The organism is Lentibacillus salicampi, assembly GCF_004565465.1.
Classification (GTDB): domain Bacteria; phylum Bacillota; class Bacilli; order Bacillales; family Amphibacillaceae; genus Lentibacillus; species Lentibacillus salicampi.
The window spans coordinates 92,871-111,726 of sequence record NZ_SRHY01000001.1 but is presented as its reverse complement, the minus strand read 5'-3'; the positions used below and the strand labels follow the sequence as shown (position 1 = coordinate 111,726).

General features: G+C 44.4%; 20 protein-coding genes. 3 read left to right on the top strand and 17 right to left on the bottom strand.

What is annotated here, in order from left to right; genetic code table 11:
- Nucleotides 1-4: 4 nt before the first annotated feature.
- Genes E4U82_RS00575 through E4U82_RS00565 form a run of 3 tightly spaced genes read right to left on the bottom strand, consistent with a single transcriptional unit; the run spans nucleotide 5 to nucleotide 3,631 of the window.
- Complete coding sequence (locus E4U82_RS00575) at nucleotides 5-1,078, bottom strand: Ger(x)C family spore germination protein (RefSeq protein ID WP_167751282.1); 1,074 nt, start codon at nucleotides 1,076-1,078, stop codon at nucleotides 5-7.
- On the bottom strand, nucleotides 1,068-2,156 hold the full coding sequence (locus E4U82_RS00570) for a GerAB/ArcD/ProY family transporter (protein ID WP_135108090.1): 1,089 nt from the start codon (nucleotides 2,154-2,156) through the stop codon (nucleotides 1,068-1,070). The genes E4U82_RS00575 and E4U82_RS00570 overlap by 11 nt, the downstream gene beginning before the upstream one ends.
- Nucleotides 2,153-3,631, bottom strand: a complete 1,479-nt coding sequence (locus E4U82_RS00565) for a spore germination protein (protein ID WP_135108089.1) — start codon at nucleotides 3,629-3,631, stop codon at nucleotides 2,153-2,155. Before E4U82_RS00565 ends, E4U82_RS00570 begins: the two co-directional genes overlap by 4 nt.
- A gap of 204 nt (nucleotides 3,632-3,835) precedes the next feature.
- Between E4U82_RS00565 and E4U82_RS00560 the strand changes: the two genes are divergently transcribed.
- Nucleotides 3,836-4,123, top strand: a complete 288-nt coding sequence (locus E4U82_RS00560; protein ID WP_135108088.1) for a hypothetical protein — start codon at nucleotides 3,836-3,838, stop codon at nucleotides 4,121-4,123.
- Between the two features lie 58 nt (nucleotides 4,124-4,181).
- Here E4U82_RS00560 and dacB read toward each other — a convergent pair whose 3' ends face one another.
- The 13 genes from dacB to E4U82_RS20575 all read right to left on the bottom strand — a co-directional run bounded on the left by dacB (nucleotide 4,182) and on the right by E4U82_RS20575 (nucleotide 16,955).
- Complete coding sequence (gene dacB, locus E4U82_RS00555; RefSeq protein ID WP_245183479.1) at nucleotides 4,182-5,537, bottom strand: D-alanyl-D-alanine carboxypeptidase/D-alanyl-D-alanine endopeptidase; 1,356 nt, start codon at nucleotides 5,535-5,537, stop codon at nucleotides 4,182-4,184.
- Between the two features lie 634 nt (nucleotides 5,538-6,171).
- Nucleotides 6,172-6,414: a stage VI sporulation protein F gene (locus E4U82_RS00550; protein ID WP_135108086.1), complete on the bottom strand. Its 243-nt coding sequence runs from the start codon at nucleotides 6,412-6,414 to the stop codon at nucleotides 6,172-6,174.
- 138 nt (nucleotides 6,415-6,552) lie between these two features.
- Nucleotides 6,553-6,849 (bottom strand): hypothetical protein, encoded by a 297-nt coding sequence (locus tag E4U82_RS00545; RefSeq protein ID WP_135108085.1) that lies wholly within the window; start codon nucleotides 6,847-6,849, stop codon nucleotides 6,553-6,555.
- Nucleotides 6,803-7,021: a hypothetical protein gene (locus E4U82_RS00540; protein ID WP_135108084.1), complete on the bottom strand. Its 219-nt coding sequence runs from the start codon at nucleotides 7,019-7,021 to the stop codon at nucleotides 6,803-6,805. Before E4U82_RS00540 ends, E4U82_RS00545 begins: the two co-directional genes overlap by 47 nt.
- Before the next feature lie 259 nt (nucleotides 7,022-7,280).
- Nucleotides 7,281-8,591, bottom strand: coding sequence for an IS91 family transposase (locus tag E4U82_RS00530; protein WP_135108082.1), 1,311 nt, complete (start codon nucleotides 8,589-8,591; stop codon nucleotides 7,281-7,283).
- 260 nt (nucleotides 8,592-8,851) lie between these two features.
- Nucleotides 8,852-9,031: a YozQ family protein gene (locus tag E4U82_RS00525; RefSeq protein WP_135108081.1), complete on the bottom strand. Its 180-nt coding sequence runs from the start codon at nucleotides 9,029-9,031 to the stop codon at nucleotides 8,852-8,854.
- A gap of 114 nt (nucleotides 9,032-9,145) precedes the next feature.
- Complete coding sequence (gene fdhD / locus E4U82_RS00520) at nucleotides 9,146-9,958, bottom strand: formate dehydrogenase accessory sulfurtransferase FdhD (protein ID WP_135108080.1); 813 nt, start codon at nucleotides 9,956-9,958, stop codon at nucleotides 9,146-9,148.
- Nucleotides 9,959-10,213: 255 nt separating this feature from the next.
- Nucleotides 10,214-10,801 (bottom strand): CalY family protein, encoded by a 588-nt coding sequence (locus tag E4U82_RS00515; protein ID WP_135108079.1) that lies wholly within the window; start codon nucleotides 10,799-10,801, stop codon nucleotides 10,214-10,216.
- A 43-nt stretch (nucleotides 10,802-10,844) separates the two neighbouring features.
- A complete protein-coding gene (sipW, locus tag E4U82_RS00510) occupies nucleotides 10,845-11,399 on the bottom strand; it encodes a signal peptidase I SipW (RefSeq protein WP_135108078.1) in 555 nt (184 codons plus the stop codon).
- A 28-nt stretch (nucleotides 11,400-11,427) separates the two neighbouring features.
- Nucleotides 11,428-11,976 carry a SipW-dependent-type signal peptide-containing protein gene (locus tag E4U82_RS00505; protein ID WP_135108077.1) on the bottom strand — a complete coding sequence of 183 codons (549 nt, stop codon included), beginning with the start codon at nucleotides 11,974-11,976 and terminating at the stop codon, nucleotides 11,428-11,430.
- Between the two features lie 67 nt (nucleotides 11,977-12,043).
- A complete protein-coding gene (locus E4U82_RS00500) occupies nucleotides 12,044-15,985 on the bottom strand; it encodes a S8 family serine peptidase (protein WP_135108076.1) in 3,942 nt (1,313 codons plus the stop codon).
- Nucleotides 15,986-16,275: 290 nt separating this feature from the next.
- Nucleotides 16,276-16,716: a GNAT family N-acetyltransferase gene (locus E4U82_RS00495; protein WP_135108075.1), complete on the bottom strand. Its 441-nt coding sequence runs from the start codon at nucleotides 16,714-16,716 to the stop codon at nucleotides 16,276-16,278.
- 38 nt (nucleotides 16,717-16,754) lie between these two features.
- Nucleotides 16,755-16,955 (bottom strand): YppG family protein, encoded by a 201-nt coding sequence (locus E4U82_RS20575; protein ID WP_425339501.1) that lies wholly within the window; start codon nucleotides 16,953-16,955, stop codon nucleotides 16,755-16,757.
- Nucleotides 16,956-17,425: 470 nt separating this feature from the next.
- On the opposite strand from E4U82_RS20575, the gene E4U82_RS00485 reads away from it, so the two are divergent.
- Nucleotides 17,426-18,217 carry a DUF2268 domain-containing putative Zn-dependent protease gene (locus E4U82_RS00485; RefSeq protein WP_135108073.1) on the top strand — a complete coding sequence of 264 codons (792 nt, stop codon included), beginning with the start codon at nucleotides 17,426-17,428 and terminating at the stop codon, nucleotides 18,215-18,217.
- A 37-nt stretch (nucleotides 18,218-18,254) separates the two neighbouring features.
- Here the strand turns inward: E4U82_RS00485 and E4U82_RS00480 are convergent, their stop codons facing one another.
- Nucleotides 18,255-18,527 (bottom strand): hypothetical protein, encoded by a 273-nt coding sequence (locus tag E4U82_RS00480; protein ID WP_135108072.1) that lies wholly within the window; start codon nucleotides 18,525-18,527, stop codon nucleotides 18,255-18,257.
- Nucleotides 18,528-18,727: 200 nt separating this feature from the next.
- On the opposite strand from E4U82_RS00480, the gene E4U82_RS00475 reads away from it, so the two are divergent.
- Nucleotides 18,728-18,832: a YjcZ family sporulation protein gene (locus tag E4U82_RS00475; protein ID WP_083838364.1), complete on the top strand. Its 105-nt coding sequence runs from the start codon at nucleotides 18,728-18,730 to the stop codon at nucleotides 18,830-18,832.
- Nucleotides 18,833-18,856: the final 24 nt, after the last annotated feature.

Below are 18,856 nucleotides of genomic sequence, written 5' to 3'. Positions count from 1 at the left end.
TCTGTCAGCGCATGATGCCGTATCCCGTAATTTTAACCTCAGCATTGACACGAATCGGCATATCCGGGTAAGCCGATTTAAAGTGCTTCTGGTTGTAAGTCCTGTTACCACTTTTAATATCGTCTTCAATACCGAGCGGGTCAATTTCCAATTCTTGAAACCGGCTGACTAATCGATTCGCTTTCTTTTCAATATCCTGTTTTATATCACGTTCAATTTTTTCTTTTTGGGTTGTTGGCAGTTGACCGGTAAATTCCCTGACTGCACCCCTAATATTCACATTAATCGTAACTGTGCCGCTTCCACCGTTTGTTTCAAAAACCACGTCTTTGGTTGTTTCAATATTTTCAACGGCTGCAATATACTCCTCACTTTTATACTGGTATTCGCCATCGCTGACATTTTTTTCGTACAGCATTTTAAACACATCCGCATGTTCGATCGGCAACTTATCAACATACTGATCACCTTTAAAGAACGCAATCGCTGTCAGTGCCGGCCTTTCCTTTTCAATACTTAGCATCGGCAGAAACGGATCTTGAGTTCCACTGTCCAATGCGGATTCAAATATTTTTAAATTTATTTGCGGCAAATTACCGTGCCGTATGTTGTGTTCAAATAAATCAGCAAAAAAGATGCCTCTGCCTTTAGTGGTTGTGGCGGAATTGATCACGTCAAGTGTCGACCCTTCTGTTACGGCCAGGCTTACGTTGCCGCCAATGGACGGATCCCTTGTTAAAAATCCGATAAAGTCACTGATACCCTCTGCAGCCAATTTCTGATTATAGAACACAACCTTTATCTTACCGTTCAGGAGTCGTTCGGTCGCTTTCGCATTTAATTTGACCCAATCTTCGTACACGGTATCAGCGGTATCCGTATAGATAAAATCTTCAACTTGTCCTTCCTGCTGATACTTAGGCGACGCTACAGTTCCCTGCACTCTTTCCTCTTCCGTTGCATCGAATCCGATGACGGTAATCATTTGAATCTGATCGATGATTTTGGACGGCATAAAAGCATTCAGCAGTAAACTTGCCGTCACAAACACGAAAAAAACAATATATTTAAGATACATTTTTCCGCACCTTCCTGCAAATGAAGTTGATGACAAACAGGACAGGGATATAAATAAACAGGAACACGAGCCCAATCCTGGAGGCTGAATCATTTAATAGATTAACACCTTCCCTGCCCGTGAAAATGGCAGAGGTGATGAATAGAATCCCCAAGAGAACAAGCGCCACCTTTTTATGGTCAAAACCAAAGGTGCGGGTCACCGTGCGTGTGGCCGCCCACATATAAAGTACGACGTTCGGCAATATCATAAAGAACAATGTCGCAATCCCAAAGTATTCAAAGCGTTCCAAAAAAGGCATTTCAATGATCTTCCAGAGTCCCAGGGATGCCCAAATGACACTGTCCAATTCACTTTGGTTATAATAAAGGTATGAAATCAGACAAACCGCCGTATATACTAGAGTCGTATATAGATTGCCGTAATGCGCATATTTTTGTGATTTGCCTGCTTCCCTTATGAACGGATAAAAAACCAGGAGTGCCGAAAATCCCATGAAATCAAGGACGGCCAACGATGACGATTGAAGCAATTCCGTGATGGTGTGGTCCAGGATTGGCAATATATTGTCGATGTCAGCATATTGCACCGAAAAAAACAGCGCCAGATTTAAAATAGCCGGATAGACGACACCAAGGAAACATACCCCGACAACCGTCCGGAATTGATCGGATATTGTATAATAGAACAGCGGAATCAGCAGCAATAAGAAGGCCCAGACTTTTAGATGCGGGAAAATCCACACCTGAATAATCTCGATGTACGTACGGAGCACAACGATGGCCATCAACAGTAAATAGATGGCGAATAGAGTGGTCAGAAAGTTTCCGAGCCACTTGCCATACGTGAACTCATGGATTGCAACAATATCACCTTTTTCATCGTTCTTCAGCATCTGATACATCAGCCATATGACGCCACTGACAGCAATCCCGGCGATCATTACAGATATCCAGGCATCATGGCCGGCATATTTGTTAATGATACTTTGAAATCCAAGTACTCCTACACCTAATTGCGAGGCTGAGATGAGAAACAACACCATCAGCCCTGATACTTTATCATCGAGTGAAATCATCGGCTATCCCTCAACTTGTCATTTTCATTGGCAACAGGTCGCTTCACTTTACTGGGACGGACTTGAAACGGACGTTTGTTTTGCATGCTGAATGGCAGACGGATTAAGGCATCTTTGAAATCAGCAAACCGGAACGGGAAAATCGGCGCAAAGAACGGCCTTCCGAGCGACGTCAGTCTTAAGAGATGCACCATAATATAGGCAATGGAAATCGCCAGACCAATCAGCCCATAAACCGATGCAACAATAATCAGCGGAAAACGGATAAGCCTGATCGTGTTACTCATTTTATACACCGGTGTTGTAAAGGACCCTAATGCTGCCAAGGCAACCAAAATCAGCAGAACATTACTTGTTATCCCTGCTTCAACCGCTGCGGTTCCGATCACGATACCACCAACAATACCGATTGTTTGCCCGATTTTGGTCGGTAATCTGGCACCAGCTTCACGCAACAACTCAATGGCAAACTCCAGCACGAGTGCCTCAATTATTGGTGGAAAGGGTACTTGCATTCTGGAATTGACCAGCGTAGTCAACATGGTTTGCGGTACGATTTCAAAATGATGTGTCAGGACGGCAACATACAGTGGTGTGATTAAAATTGAGAAAAAGACAGCGATTAATCGAATCAGCCGGAATGATGAGGCTGTCAACCAATTTAAAAAGTAATCCTCAAATGCGGAAAAAAATTCGATCAAAGTGGTTGGCCCGAGTAACACATGCGGCGAGCCGTTCACAAAGATGGCCACTTTTCCTTCGACTAATATGGAAGCAATCCGGTCAGGCCGTTCCGTATCCAACAGCTGCGGGAAGGGTGAATTTTTGTTATCAGCAATGGTCTGCTGGATAAACGAACTGTCAACAACCTGATCGATGTCCACATCCTTAATACGTTGCACCGCCGTCTTCACATTATCCTCATCGGCTATCCCGGCTATCGAGACAACGGCAACATCGGTTTTCGTGATGGTGCCGACTCTTAATTTTTTAACGTTTAATTCAGGAATGGCCAAGCGTTTTCGAACCAAATTCAAATTGGTATCAATATCTTCAACAAATGCTTCTTTAGGACCAACAACACTGAATTCTACTTCAGGAACGGAGACTTGCCGTTTTTCGTCAAGCGGGAGCGGAATCAGCAAATACGATGGGCTGACATTCGCCATGTAAATAAAAACAAAGCTTTTCACAAGCTTATCCGGAATCTGATCAGCATCATCCGTTAATTCGGTTTTGGTAAACGGAATATGGTCCTTCAGTTCGTTCAAATTCTGATACATATATTCCTGGAGCCGCGGCATGATATATTTTTCCAGCTTATCGGTGTCAATAGCTGTTTTTAGATAGCCTAAATGAATCGGGCCTGTTTCATGCTCACGCTGATAATGAATAAAAGCATCTTTCTGTTTCAATTCTCTTAACAGCTTTTCAAAATCCCGTTGTATTTTTTTCTGTGACGTTTTCTTATTCATGGGAACATCCTCTTGAAATAGATAAGCGTGATACGTGTAGTATGAAAAGTTAAGGAATTTATTATTCATTGGATTGATGAATAGACTTTAAAACCTCCTCAAATGGAAAAAAGTATTAAATTCAACACATATTTTCCAAACAATAAGCCACGCTAAATACCGAGCTCTTTTTCGGCTCAATATTTTAAATCGGAGGTTATACGTATGGCACAACAAAACCAACAGCAGCAACAGCTGCAGCAGGCAGTTCAACAGGCTCAGCAAGCTCAGCAGGCTGTACAGCAGGCTCAAGCCAGTGCTGATCCGCAACAGTTGCAGCAGGCTCAGCAGCAGGTACAGCAAGCTGAACAGCAATTGCAGAATGTGCAAGGACAAGCTAGTGCGCAGGCACAACAAAACCAACAAATTCAACAAGCACAGCAGCAGCTTCAACAGGCTCGTCAACAGGCGACACAAGCACAACAACAAGCCCAACAAAACAACAATCAATAATTGTGAAATTGCTGGGATTAAAGAAGGGAGTCCGCTTATGGGCTCCCTTTTGTTATTGTTATTGATTGGCGATAACTGCCACGATTTTATCTTCTACCGCCGGACCATTTTCTTCATCCAGCAAGTTATTCAGCATAATCGAAAAGATAAATTCACCGCCACCTTCTGTTTTCAGGTAACCAGAGAGCGTACTGACACCCTCAATCGTTCCGGTTTTTGCCTGGACATCCCTATCGTTCATCCGGCCGCGTAATGTCCCCCCTTCCATCCGGTCTGGCTTTCCGGCAGCCGGGAGGGCGTTCAGATACGCCTGAAACCACTCCACGCCCTGTACGTTATGTAACAAGATAGATATCTCGTCAGGCGCAAGAAGATTCATGTGCGAGATGCCTGATCCATCCCTAATGACAGACGTATCCATATTGAGTCCGAGTTTTTCCATTTCTGTTTCAACAACCTCAAGGCCTTTTTCCCAGCTGCCTTCATTATGCACGACCTTCCCCATTTCTTTGACAAGTATTTCCACATGTGTGTTGTTGCTTAGCTTCATGAACGGAACGAGCAGTTCGGAAAGCGTGATTGATTCGTTTGTATATATTCCATCAGCTTTTTCCGGAGCCTGGCCGGTTTTCAACTCACCAGTCCATAAGACGCCTTGCCTTTCGAGTGCTTTTCTGAAGAGATCAAGCGCATAGCCGGTTGGTTCCCAGACAGCCATCCACTCCTTTACACTGGCAGATCCTGCTGGGATAGTACCATTAATCGTAATCGTGTTCTTACCGTGAACCCGGTTTAGTGTCAAATCCTCATCACCACTTGAGGCAACAGTTTTGGCGTTATTTTCGACCTGCACATATGTCGTATCAGGTGTCACCGCGACCGCCGGCAGATCCCCGGCATCCCCCGGTGCCACTTCAACAATGACAGTCCCAGCGTCAAAATCTTCATCAGGTGACGCCGTTAATGCGGAAATTTGCGCTCCATAATACCAGTGCTCATCACTCCAAACAAGATCAGGCGACAATCGCACGTCATCATACCACGTATCATCAGCCACAATATCCCCGTCAATCACATCGATTCCGTTCGCCTTCACTTTCTTCGCAAACCTATCAAAGTCTTCAGGCAGTAATGTTGGATCACCCTTTCCTTTAAGAAAAAGATCTCCGTTCAATTGATTATTTATTATGGAACTTTCTGTCAGCACGTCTGTGGTAAATGTATAGTCCTCACCCAATACAGCCAGTGCCGCTGCTGCTGTCAATAATTTCATATTGGATGCAGGCCTTAGTCTGATATCGCCCATATGACCATAAACTTTTTCACCTGTTGTCGCATCACGGATACTGACCCCCGCGATGGCTCCCTTCAGTTCCAGTTCATGTTCAATCAAATGATTCAGCTTCTCTTCCATCGTAAAGTGTTCCCCTTCCCCGCGATCTGAATAAACGCGCATATCAAGAATTTATCTCACGGTCAATTTACAAAAAAGAAAATCAAAAGTGCTTCGAAAAACGGTCTCGAGTCTGTTTTACGCAAAATCTATGTCAAAAGTGCTTCGAGAAACGGTCTCGAGTCTGTTTTACGCAAAAATCCATGTCAAAAGTGCTTCGAGAAACGGTCTCGAGTCTGTTTCACGCAAAAATCCATGTCAAAAGTGCTTCGAGAAACGGTCTCGAGTCTGTTTCACGCAAAAATCAGACATTATAAACTTTTGACCATTTTAGACCATGATCATAATAATATGTGGGCAGGGTTTTAACTGTCCGGTTGATGTATAGCGACCGCCCCCTATCAATACCAATCGAATAAGAAAAAGCATTCCAAAGCTATGATGTTTTGCGGTCATTCCATCGCCCCCCTGCTTTATAAATATATTTCGCTGCTGACGGCATTGAATCCTGCTTTTTATAATATCTCTCCAAAATGATGGACGCAGGTGAAATGGTTTATAGAATGGTTTATACATTTGAGAGAACAAGGTTTTAATGCCAATCGAAAATCCCCCATTATCATGATAATGGGGGATTTTTATTGACCCGTTCCAGTTATAACATTTTTGAAATGGTCGAAGGATCGACTTTTCCCTTTTTCTTCGCCAGTGTTTCCACTATCATGTCTTCCGTGCTTTTCGGAACTTTTTTATTGGCCATTGTGGAAACCTGTTTAACAAGCCTTCTTATATTTTTTTCATTCGATAGATCAGTACCATTCAGCGATTGAGCCAGATTCTTGATATCATTGCCTTTAACACCGGTTTTCCGTTCGACTTTTTTAAGCATATCATCCATCGCGTTCACCTCCTGCCGATTCGATTCATAAGGAGTGGTTATAGCAGATACTGCCTTCATCCACCGTTATACAGTATCCTATGAATCACTGTCAGAAGGGACAAGGCGCATGTGTCGCTTCACAAAAAAATGTGCTAATTACCTGGTTACCGCTGCCCTACCGTTGATGTTGGCGCTCCTGCCATTGATGCTCGACCCGACACCGTTGATCTTGGCTCCCACACCATTGATGCTCGACCCGACACCGTTGATCTTGGCTCCCACACCATTGATGCTCGACCCGATACCGTTGATGTTGGCTCCCGTACCGTTGATGCTCAATCCGACACCGTTGATCTTGGCTCCCGTACCGTTGATGCTCGACCCGACACCATTGATGTTGGTGCTCCTACCGTTGATGCTCGACCCGACACCGTTGATGTTGGCTCCCGACACCGTTGATCTTGGCTCCCGTACCGTTGATGCTCGACCCGACACCGTTGATCTTGGCTCCCGTACCGTTGATGCTCGACCCGACACCATTGATGTTGGTGCTCCTACCGTTGATGCTCGACCCGACACCGTTGATGTTGGCTCCCGACACCGTTGATGTTCGACCCTCCACCATCTTGATGTTCATTCTTTCCTGCTCGTTTTAGCCGGTTTTTTGCATAAGAAAAACCGGGCAAAGTACGGCCCGGTCCTTTTCTTTCTATCTTCATTAGAGAATATCCGATAATTTGTATTCCTGTCCATGTACTCCTTTATAATACGCCGGATACATTTCTTCTCCACATTGCTCGCAGCTGAACCTGGGTGGGGTGGTTGGATCTCCCCCATCCATTAAATCAAAATCCCTCACAACGTCATATGGGATTTCCTCTTCCTCATGACACGTCAAACAATGATATTTGACGAATGTCTTCTTCGGACGTAAGTGGTTGGTTCCTTTTTTCTTTTTTCTCTTGTCTTTTTTGCGGTTCTTGCCTGATACCTTCGAGATGGTTGATCACCCTTTCCAAATAGTTTCTTGCTTCAGCGGTTAACGCCACTTTTAATTCCAGCTTGCCATTTTCAGGACAGACTTCTCCCATGTATTCATAATAATTATCGCAGTGTGGGCATATCATGGGATCTTTTTGGCCACTGGCAATCATACGCTCTCTCCAGGTTTGGCGTCGTAATGTTTTCTTCACTTTTAATATCCAGCGTCTTCTCCCTTGCTGCCACGCAGCCAGCATCTTTTTGCTTAAGCTTTTGCTTCTTCTGGAATACATACCATAATAACGAATCGTTTTGAATTGTTCATCCGGAATATGGCGGATCAAACGGCTAATAAACGCTTCAACAGTCAGGGTTTCGTGTTTTTCCTGTTTATCTTGTTTATCGATATATTTGAACGTGACAGTTTGTCCATCATATGCCTCAATCCGATTGATTCCAATCGCTGGTCGACGCATATAACGGCCAATGTAGCGCAATTGTTCCTTTATTTTTCCTCGTTGTTTTGGCGCATACACATAGAAGCCTTCCCCATTTTCGGAAAAAGCCTTTTGTAAGCGGGATTGAACTTGTTTCTTTTCTTTCGGTGTCAGGTTTTTTCTAATTAACTTTAATACCACTGTCTGCCATTGCTTTCGGAGCATTTTGAAAGGGATAAAATCATATCCTTTCCATTTTCCCTTTTTCGTTATACCTCCCATTGTCACCAACATATGAACATGCGGATTGAAGTTTACTCTGGAACCAAATGTATGCAGGCCGGCGATAATTCCCGGCTTAACTTTGGCCTTCTTTCCAAAATAATCCGAGATCAGTTTCGCGGCCTCATCCATTAATGGTTTTAAGAGATGTCGATGCAACAAAAATATATCACGTAACCCCTCATCTATCGTAAAGATGACATGATGGTGGTTCACTTGTAAGACATCTTCCGTTAGTAGACGGCTCCATTCTTCACTCTCTCCAAGTGAACACGTTGTACAAAAGCGGCCTTTACATCGATATGGTACTCTCCGAACATTATGACAGCCTTCGCAAACAAAGAGTTTAAATCCATTTTTCGGATTCCCGCAGTCACGAAACCTCTCCACCTCTTTGAGGACTACTGGACGGATCCTGTCTCCATGTTTCTCTTTAAATGACTCCCAATGCTGATTTTCATCAAATAAAATGCGTTTCAAAATGTTTTTCTCCATATATTAAAAATACCACAGTGAACGTCACCATGGTAGGGACTAAAATTTTATACTTTCTTATCTTTTAAAAAAAGAAGCCTCTTTACAAAAAGAGACCCCATCTTTCGTTAAGGTGAGAATTGAATGAGCGCTGTTCTTTCATGCCCTATAGCCGGTTAATATACGATACGCCTTAGTGGTTGTTTTGCCAGGGCGATTGTGTGGCATACCATAAAAAAGGCGCTTGACACACGGGTTTGGATTGTTTACTAAATAGCAAGTCAATCGTCCTCTAGTTTCTGATCAATCGTTCCTTCTTTATAATCATCTGATACTTGTTCGTACGTTTCCGAGATCCCCTTTTCAAATTGTGTATTGCCATGATAGTACGCTGGTTCATAATTCCTCCCGCCAATGTTACTGCTATTCTCAGGGTTTACTTTATTCCGCTTTTTTGGCATGCATAACCCTCCATTCGATTTATCTATATTAGGTTGTGCAAAAATCCCTAGTTATATTGACCCTTTTTGGGAAACGAAAAACCGGTTACCCAAGTATTCATTGGACGAACGGTTTTATTCTTCCATAAGCCTTTCCTCTGTTGCTTCAACTACCCGTTGCGGGTGCGTGTATACATTCATTTTACCCTCTCTGGCGAACCCGATCACCGTAATGCACAAGTCATCGGCCAGCTGAAGTGCCAAATCAGTCGGTGCGGACTTGGAAAGCAAAATCCCTGCTCCGATTTTGGATACTTTAAGCAACACTTCAGAGGAAATCCGGCCACTGAACACAATTAATTTGTCTTTCACAGGAATATGTCCTTGCAAAATGTGACCGTAAATTTTGTCAAGGGCGTTATGCCTGCCGATATCAGTCCGGATGGCCATCATGTCATCCTGTGTTGCCAGGGCAGCATTATGAACCCCACCAGTCCGGATGAATTGCTTTGATTCCGATTGCAATTGCGCCATTAAGGTATAACACTGACGGGCAGATACAGACAGTCGGCTGTAAACAGTCCGAGCGGTCCTGACATCACTTTTAAAATAAAACTGCCGGCTCTTCCCACAACAAGAACCAATAAAACGTTTCGAATGGTCTTGTTGGATGGAACCGATGTTATGGTTGATGTCTATATAAGCAAACCCTTTCCCCTCATCGATTGACAGACTGATGATGTCATCATAAAAACGAATGACGCCTTCTGAAGCCAGAAAACCGATTGCCAGTTCTTCTAAATCTGTTGGGGAACATACCATTGTGGCAAATTCCTCACCATTTAGTATAACGGTCAAGGGAAATTCGATGGCGATTTCGTCATCCAGCGATAGTGCGTCCTGCCCGTCAAACCGGATGACCTGCCAATTATGCTGTGTATGGTCCATTCAATCATCCTCCAGGTTATCTTATGTTCGGTAGTCCAAACATAAGACTTCATACACCGTATTTTCTATATTCTGTTAATTAAAACTACCATGAAAGAGACTAAATGGCAAATGATCCAGCTTTTTGTATTCTATGAAAACCGGACAAACACATTTCGCCGGACCAAGTTATAAATTCAAGAGAACCTGATCCGGCGGTTTTGACGTAAACCTTTATACACGTGCCTTTTTCATTAAAAGATTAGCCCCGCATTCTTACTGTTCTTCACCTGTTGTTTGCTGAGCATTAAACGTCCATTCCAGGTTTAATGAATCACCCTGGAATTGGTTTTGCTCCTCGCCGTTGTCGACAAAACTAAACTCAACAACAAAATCATCATGGGTTTCAGATTCGAGGCCATCCTCTCCGAACATCGGCCCAAATATATGCTCATTGACGGCTTCCGGCTCCATGTCTTTCAATTCTGCCAGAGTTGTCTCAAAAATGACCTCATCCATCTTATCGGCATTATATAAAAACTCAACCTGAATTTGCTCACCAAAATCCGCACTATTATCGCCATCCGCGTCAATAACGCTATAGTCAGTCTCAAGTAGAATCTTGTCAATATTCAATGAGCCGCTGTTCTGCAACTCGAAATCGCGCGTGATTGAATCGCCCGGTTTCAGGCTGTCCACCTCAATGAGCGTTGTCGGCTCCACGGCCATGTCCAATGTTCCTGCAGCAAATGTATTATTGGTCGTTTCACTTGAACTGAAATAGGCGTATGTCCCCCCGCTTACCAACGCTAACCCCAAAGCGGCTGACATTACACCCATACCAAGCTGTTTTTTTAATCCCATTTTCATTTCCCCTCTCTGTTTTAATTGAATCGTCATTCTGCTACTAATCTGTCTTCGCTTCCTGCCCGGACTGATCGATTTTTCTCAAAGCACGCCAAATCGTGATAATGGAATAGAGCAACAGACCGACACCCGGTAACACAAGCAGTATGGCGCCGCCTTCACTGGAATTGGCGAAATTCATCACATAGCCGGCATATGGCAAGGTGAATCCGGTATATTCTCCGATAACATTTTCCTGTGATACCTGCTCTGCGTCAGCTGCGTCGTTCGCGTCCCCTTTTGTCACATACTGCCCATCCTCCACTTCCGCGATCCGGTGTGTCACAATCATATCGTCATTCGTCCGGAATGTTATGATATCGCCCTTTTGAAACGTGACCTGTCCATTAGCGTTCTTAATGGCTACAATGGATCCAGTCTGTATCTCAGGTTCCATGGATCCGGAAAGCACTGTCTTGAGTTGATAACCAAACACACTGGCTTCTCCGCCTGATGCTTTCATGGCTATGACCGAGAACAAGGTAACGAGCAGTACAATAAATAATAGGGTAGTTGTGAAGTGACTCAGCACCTTCAACATTCGTTTTCCTTTCATATCCATTTCACCCCGATACCAATCTTAATCATTCATTCGTGCTGTCATCTATTTTTTCGCCTTGGCCTTTTATGCCGGATGACTGTGATGTCTCCGTCTCTTGTTCGTCATGACTTGTTTGCCCGCGCTCTTGTTTATGAGCATTCTTCCCTTTTTCAATTTGTGTGTCCTTATCCTGTTCTTCTTGACTTGCCTCGGCATCGGAATCAGCGTCTGTGTCCTGGCTGCTGTTCTCTTTTTCCGCCTCTTCTTTTGAACGCTGATCCTGCTCGTTTTGTTCTTGTTTGTCATTCTGTTGCTTTTCATCTTGTTGCGGCTTTGCCTCACCATTCAGGTCTGTATCCAGTTGCCCGGCTTCTTGTTCGTCCTCTTCATTCTGTTCATCTGTGTTTTTGACGTTGTTTTCAGCAAATTGGTCGGAAGCAGTCAGACTCCCTTCCACAGTAGCCGTATCGGTGAAATAGGCTGTTGTCGGGGACGTTATGAGAGCAGCTGTCAGAAACAACAGATAAAAGCCCGTGAGTGGGAAAATGATATTCCCTTTCAGTTCCCTTCTCCTCCGCCAAAAACGTCTCATCTTCAAAACCTCCAGTTAAAGCATGCCCCTGCGGTAAACGAGGGCTACCGCAGAGGTGAGTTAATTTTTATGACCACTCTTCCAGCAGACGATCAGTGTGTGTCCGCAGTTCAGCTGCAGCATCTTCGGTGATCTGGTCGTTTTTCTCAAATTGATTGAGCATTTGCTTGAAGCTGTTCATATGTTTAACAGCTTTATCTGTTGCCCCACTGTCAACGAAATGGCCGACAGTCGTTAAATGCATGGTCATAAGTCTTGCTGCCTGAGAACTCTTAATCTCGTCATCCGCTTCATATTCATCGACGAGTGATAGCATTCCCTCAATACTTGACTCTTGCTCAATTTCGATCGTCTTTGTCGTCACATGCCCGCCAAGATCGACCACTTTGAATTCGAACTCATTCATGCCTGCTTCAAGATCCAATTCGATATCGTTAATGGTCTCTTCAAAACCGTTCATACCATACGGCTCGGACTGATCGTGCCGATAGACCTCGCTGCCGTTCACATACAAGCGGATATCATCAAAATTGTCGGTAATGGTTGCGGATACATTAATCGAACCAGCTTCCGTTTTCTCGGGTGAATCCACCTGCAGCCCGGCTTTTTGCGTATCCACAAAATATCTCCGGCCAATTTCCGCTTCGTTGCCGGCATCATCCACCGCTTTGATATGCTTCAGGAAGTAGCCGTCATGGTCATGATCAATGGTGACCGAAAAATCATAGCGTTCTTCTGCTTCGTTATAGACAACCTCGGCTTGCTCGCCGTCAACGGTCACTTCATCAATGGCTGATTGATCCGTCACATAGCCTGAGAATTCCACTTCCCTTGTCGTATTGACTCCCTGGAATTCCGGACTCTGCAGATGAAGCTCAGGTATGGTAGTGTCCGCTCCCTCTGAGGCAACCTCTTTGGCTTCATTGCCGGCATAGTCGACAGCAACGACACTTAAAGTCTGTCCCGGCTTCAGTTTTTTTGTCAGCTGATGCTCGGTTTCATCGCCTGCATACGGATCATCCAGTATAGACTCCCCGTCCACCCTTACGTCCCAGTATGCCAGACCAGCACCATCCTGATTATCCGCCGCATCAACCTTCACTGTCTGGGAATCCGCCTTGAATTCAGCATCCAGATCGGGGGCTGTTGTATCCAATTTAACCGGAATTTCAAGTGATTGCCATTCGGCCCCTTCATAGTCGATGATGGCTTCAACCTGTAGGTAATACGTTCCTTCCGGTGCTTTTTCACCATCAAGTTGACCATCCCAGATTCTTGAAGCATCCAGTGAATACATTGGTGCCGCACCGGAATCGTAGTAACTTTTGGCCATATACGACTCGGTTGCAATCGTTCGCACTTTTTCTTTATCTTCATTTAAAACGTTAAATTTCACTTCTTTGGCATTCCTCAGGAACGATGTGACCAGCAATGCATCATCATGATCGCCATCTCCATCTGGTGAGAAAGCAATGTTTTCCGGATTCATATCACCTGTCTCAAAGTCCTGTCCAAGGAAATCAAATTGCGGATCGCCGTCTGCGTCTGTTCCGTTTGAAGTGGCAACACCGGTCATCCCGTAATAGGTGTCCTCATCCCACATCGGCTTGTCCATGATCGGCGCATCATCCCACTCGCCTTTAAACCCGGCATAAGGGACCGAAATTTTCGGGTTGATATCATTCGGATCTGTCAGGGTCACAAACCCTTCAAGCCAATAGCCGTTTGTAAAGAATTCTTTTAACTGGCCATCCGCATCACTGACATCGATTGAAACCGTAATGGTCGTTTCTCCGTTGGCCGGTATTTCGATTTGACTCACATCTTCACCATTAACGGTAGCTGCTTCGTCAAGTTCCAGTGCCGCAAACTGATTTGGTGCGACAATGGTGTCCGCTCCATCCACAACAGGTTGGTCTGTCTGAGCATTGGCTTTGACGTCATAGGTGACCGCCTCATCACTCAGGTTTTTCGCAGTCAATTCGAATGTCGCTTTATTTTCCGTAATTTGTTTTAAGGCCACGCTTGCTTCATTTGTCTCCGCATCTGTTACGACTGCAGGTGAAGCCATCGCTGCATGCAGCTGCATCATTCCTGCGCCCTGCCTTCTTGGTGATACATAAGAACCATCCAATTCCACTAACTTACTTGTATTCATCATAATATTTTTAACCAAGGAAACTCGATTGGCATCCTCAAGTCCAAAAGCTTCATCAATCCGCTGCATGACAAGTGCTCCACCGCCTGCTACATGAGGAGATGCCATCGATGTCCCGCTCATCAGACCGTATTCATCATCATTCAACGTTGACAGAATTTGCCCGCCCGGTGCTGTGATTTCAGGTTTAAAGTCCAGGTTCGGGGTCAGTCCCCATGATGAGAATGCGCTCATTTTACCAGCATCCGGGTTATTGATGGTTGCTGTGCCGCCATTGAAATGTAATGTTACATCCTGGCCGTCTTTCAGCGCTTTAGCAAGCTTGTCCCCGTCATTTTTCAGCATGAACAGTTGCGGGATTTCAATCGCATCGTCTGTTGCCATGTTGACAATTCCATCCGTATTGTTATAGATGATCACACCTTCAGCACCTGCAGCTTGCGCATTGAGTGCCTTATCGGTAAATGCCAGCTCCCCACGCTGAACCAGAGCATATTTACCCTGTACATCCTTTCCTGCAAAATCCTCAGGGGCGCCAAGTCCTGCTTCCACCACTTCAAAAGATTTCTTTACATAATCGGACGGAAGTGTATTACCGGCTGAAAGGAACGGCGCACTTTCTTCTGTTCCATCAATCTCATAATCAACCGCATCAACGTCCATATAGGTGTTTTCATATGAAGCTACTTGCAGCGAGTCTTCAGCCACACCTGGTGACCCGGGAAGCCCGTAGTCCGGATTCGAAGCAAGCGGATAATAGAATCCGTCAGCAAACATATTCGAGTTGCCTGCCGAGATGGCAACCAACACACCGTTATCAACCGCACGCTTCACTGCCTGCTGCTCAGGTGAATCTGCATTCACGAATGCCGATGGTGACCCAAGACTCAAGTTAAATGCATCCACGCCAAGCTTAATGGCATCGTCCATGGCTTTAACATAAACATCGCCATATGTGAACTGGACTTCCGGATCGTTGCCGAAAACTTTTAATGCCAACAGCTGTGCTTCCGGAGCAATTCCCATGATGCCGCCGTTGTCCTCATCCCCGTTCGCTCCGACTGTTCCGGCAACATGCATGCCGTGCATCGATGCGCCTGCAGCATTATCAATAATTTCATCGGTTTCATCCATATAGTTGTAACCATACGGGACTTTCTCTGTATAAAATTGACCAGGTAAGTCCTGATCGGCAATGGTCTCTTCAACCGACGATTCCGTGTGCGCCGGATTTGTTTCTTCTGACAAGACCATATCACGATGAGACGGGTCAATCCCGGTATCAATAATGCCGACCGTCATGCCTTCACCTTTATAACCATAGTCCCGCCAGGTTTCTTGTGCTTGAACCAATTCCTTGCTGTACTTCATATCCGGTGTTGCCTCAGGATGTTTATATTTATTGACGATATGTACCTTATCGACGTTGGATATGTTCTCGATAGACGCAATATCACCCTGTTTGATTTCAGCACTGAATCCATTGACAACTGTCGCGAATTCCTGAAGATAATCCGCCTCAATTTTTTCCGTATTCATTTCGTTTTTAACAGTTTTTTGCGCTTTTTTTGCCTGGTTCTGCATCTGCTTTTTTTCAGTTGGCTTCAGGCTTTTAAACGTAACACCTTTTTTCGTTGCCTTCTCGATCGGTGCCTCCTCTTTCAATTCGACAATAACTCTCACTTGTTCATCCGGGTCTGTCGTTTCTTCCAGCTCTTTTGTATCTGTATTCACCTTTTTTTCCGTGTTCTCCTGAAGCGTCTTGCCTGTGATTCCCGCAGCGCTCACAGGCAAGGCAAAACTGAGTGTCAGCATAAATGCCAGTAAAACGACTAAAATTCTCTTAACCATGTTCCTCCCCCTTATCAAAATAAATTCGTAAGTTTTTAGTCCTCCCCCCTTTAATAATGGATTTTAATATTCAGTTATAACTCAATATTATAGATTTTTGAATCTTTATACTAGATTAAAAAGAACTAATTATATTTCTTCATAAAGCGTTTACTAGTTATAAAGCTTTATTTAAATTATATTAGTTGAATATTGCGCTAATTATGGCCGCATCAGTGAAAGATCCCCATGATGCGGCCATAGCCCAAAAATACTGCCGTCATTTGTTATGACGACAGTCCCTGATCGGTTTAATCCAGCCGTTTTTTCATTAATGTTGCAACTTCCTCAAAACCAAGCTTCTGATAAAGTTGTCTAATAGAGTTGCCGGCGAACACATTGAGCTGGACAGTCGCATATCCTGAGTCTCGTAATCTTCGTAATGCCTCCGCACATAGCATCCTCGCGATCCCCACGTGCCGGTGTTCCGGCAGCACGTATAGTTCCGGAATCATGCCTACTGGTTCGTCTGTATAATAGTCCGTTGTTCGTCCGATGCCTATCCACCCCTGCAGGTTATTATTTTTCGTGTAAACCAAATAATAGCCTCCCGACGCCAAAAATGGAGTGACCATTTGCTGCGCTTTTTCCTGTTTCGCCGGGATATACCCCATGCTTGCTTCTTTTAATACCTCCAATGAATGGCTTAAAATTTGTCGGGTTTCCCGTTTTGTTGCTTTCCGAATGGTCATCCGGTTTCCCACCCCCCATGAAAAAAACTGTCCGTCAATTACCGTTTTATAAACTTTGTAATTAGCGGGCTGACCTGACCATACAGTTTACCTACTTGCTGCGCTGTCGTTGTGATTTTGTCAATATCAACATTTCCTTCAGAGTCCCGGAAATGATTCAGGATGTTTTGCCCTGCTGGACGCCGCGGCCCTTGCACCGGCTGGCGGGGTGGGCGCATCGGAGGTTGTCGCGGCGGCATTGGTCTCCCCGGTCTTCCAAGATATATCATCTTAACACCTCCCTGATTCGTTTTGCTATATCCTATTCATACAACGGACGAAATGAAAAGGTATTTGTCTAACTCACGGTCCTTCCCGGTTGAAAGTTTTGTAACATGGACATGGTAAAGAACATAATCTATTAGAGATTGTTCAAAAAGTCCGGGGAAAATGACGCACCGATAGAGGATCTTCTGCTAAAACCGCCCACGTCAATCACCAACGCAGAAGTCACCACATCGTGTAGAAGCTCGTTGGCTTTTTCTCTGCTACTCATGTATCTAAATGCATACATTTGGCCCGCTAAAACTTCACCGACTAGAACTTTGACGCGATTGACGTGTTAATATCGGCGTTGTGACGGAATATCGCGAACTTAGCCGATGACCGTCCTTTTCATTCTCCTTTTTGAACGCATACTATTTAGATAGAACAGGTTAGGAGTATGCATATGCGTGTTATTCGAACCGACAAATGGCTCCTGGATAATTATGATAAACCACTGGATCTTTGTGAAAAATTGAAAAGCCTATTTGACAAAGGGGTTTCAGCCACCGATATCTATCAGCACTTAACCATGCACGGAATGTACCACGCTCCTCTCAAAAACGGGGATGAACTAATTAAAACATTACAGAAACAGCGCATTTGGCACATTGTACAGAAGGAGGCAAAGGAACTGCAAAAAGAGTGGGACGGACCGGATATCCCGATTTTTATATTTCCTGCTGACCCGACTAACCGGAAATTGAGACAGGAACAAAACGGGAAATCAGGACTAACCTTCCCTGACAAACTCTTTTTGTTCATTTCAGAAGACAACCCGGAAAAGGAAATCCGCGCACTACTTACACATGAATACCATCACGTCTGCCGGTTATCCAAATACGGAAAAAAAGAAGCAGATTACACGTTACTGGATACCGTTATTCTGGAAGGTTTAGCGGAAAACGCAGTCCGTGAAAGACTCGGTGATCAATATACAGGCAAATGGACGTCCTATTATTCGGATGCCGTGTTGGAAAAAATCTGCACAAACTTGCTACTGCCCAATCGGGACACCCCAAAATCCGGACACAAACATTCGCAGTTGTTATATGGGCTTGGATTTTACCCCAAAATGGCAGGCTACTGTGCGGGATATCACCTGGTGAAAAAATATATGAACAAAGCAGACGTTACATCACAAGAGTTATTACCTGTTAAATCAGAAAAAATAATCGAAAAAACAGACGAATCCTGATTTCGTCTGTTTTTTCGAGTTAAGGGAATACGAGCCTTTACCAAAAGAAAAATGGAAGTAAAGCCAGTGTACCAATCGCTCCTAATGCAATGCCATAGCCAAATCCGGTGCCATATCCATAACCTGGTCCATAAAAACCACCATATCCAAAGCCGCCTAAACCTGCACCATGACGAAGGGGCTGTATGAACACACGATCATGATCGACGTGATTGATGACACCACGGTGGACCCTGCCATCACGTGTGGCTATTCTGACAGGCCGCCCTTTATATTTGCAGCATAAATCATAAAAATGACCAACCGACATTCTTTCACCTCCATATTCACTGAAACATACGACATTATATGTATGTGGAAAGCTTTCAGTAAAGGACAAATACACTGAGGCATCGGCGGAAAATACATCAGCCCAAATTAAGCCCAATTCTCGTAAATTGGGAGAGTACCCATATCAATCTGCTTATTACTACATATATTACTAACAAACGATAATGGAGGTGTTGATGAATGAGTGAATATGTTGGCGGAGCAGGCTACGGTGGAGGCTTTGCCTTAATCGTAGTTCTATTTATCCTGTTAATTATTGTAGGCGTTGCTTACGTAGGCTATTAATGTAATAAAAACAAAACCTTTGAG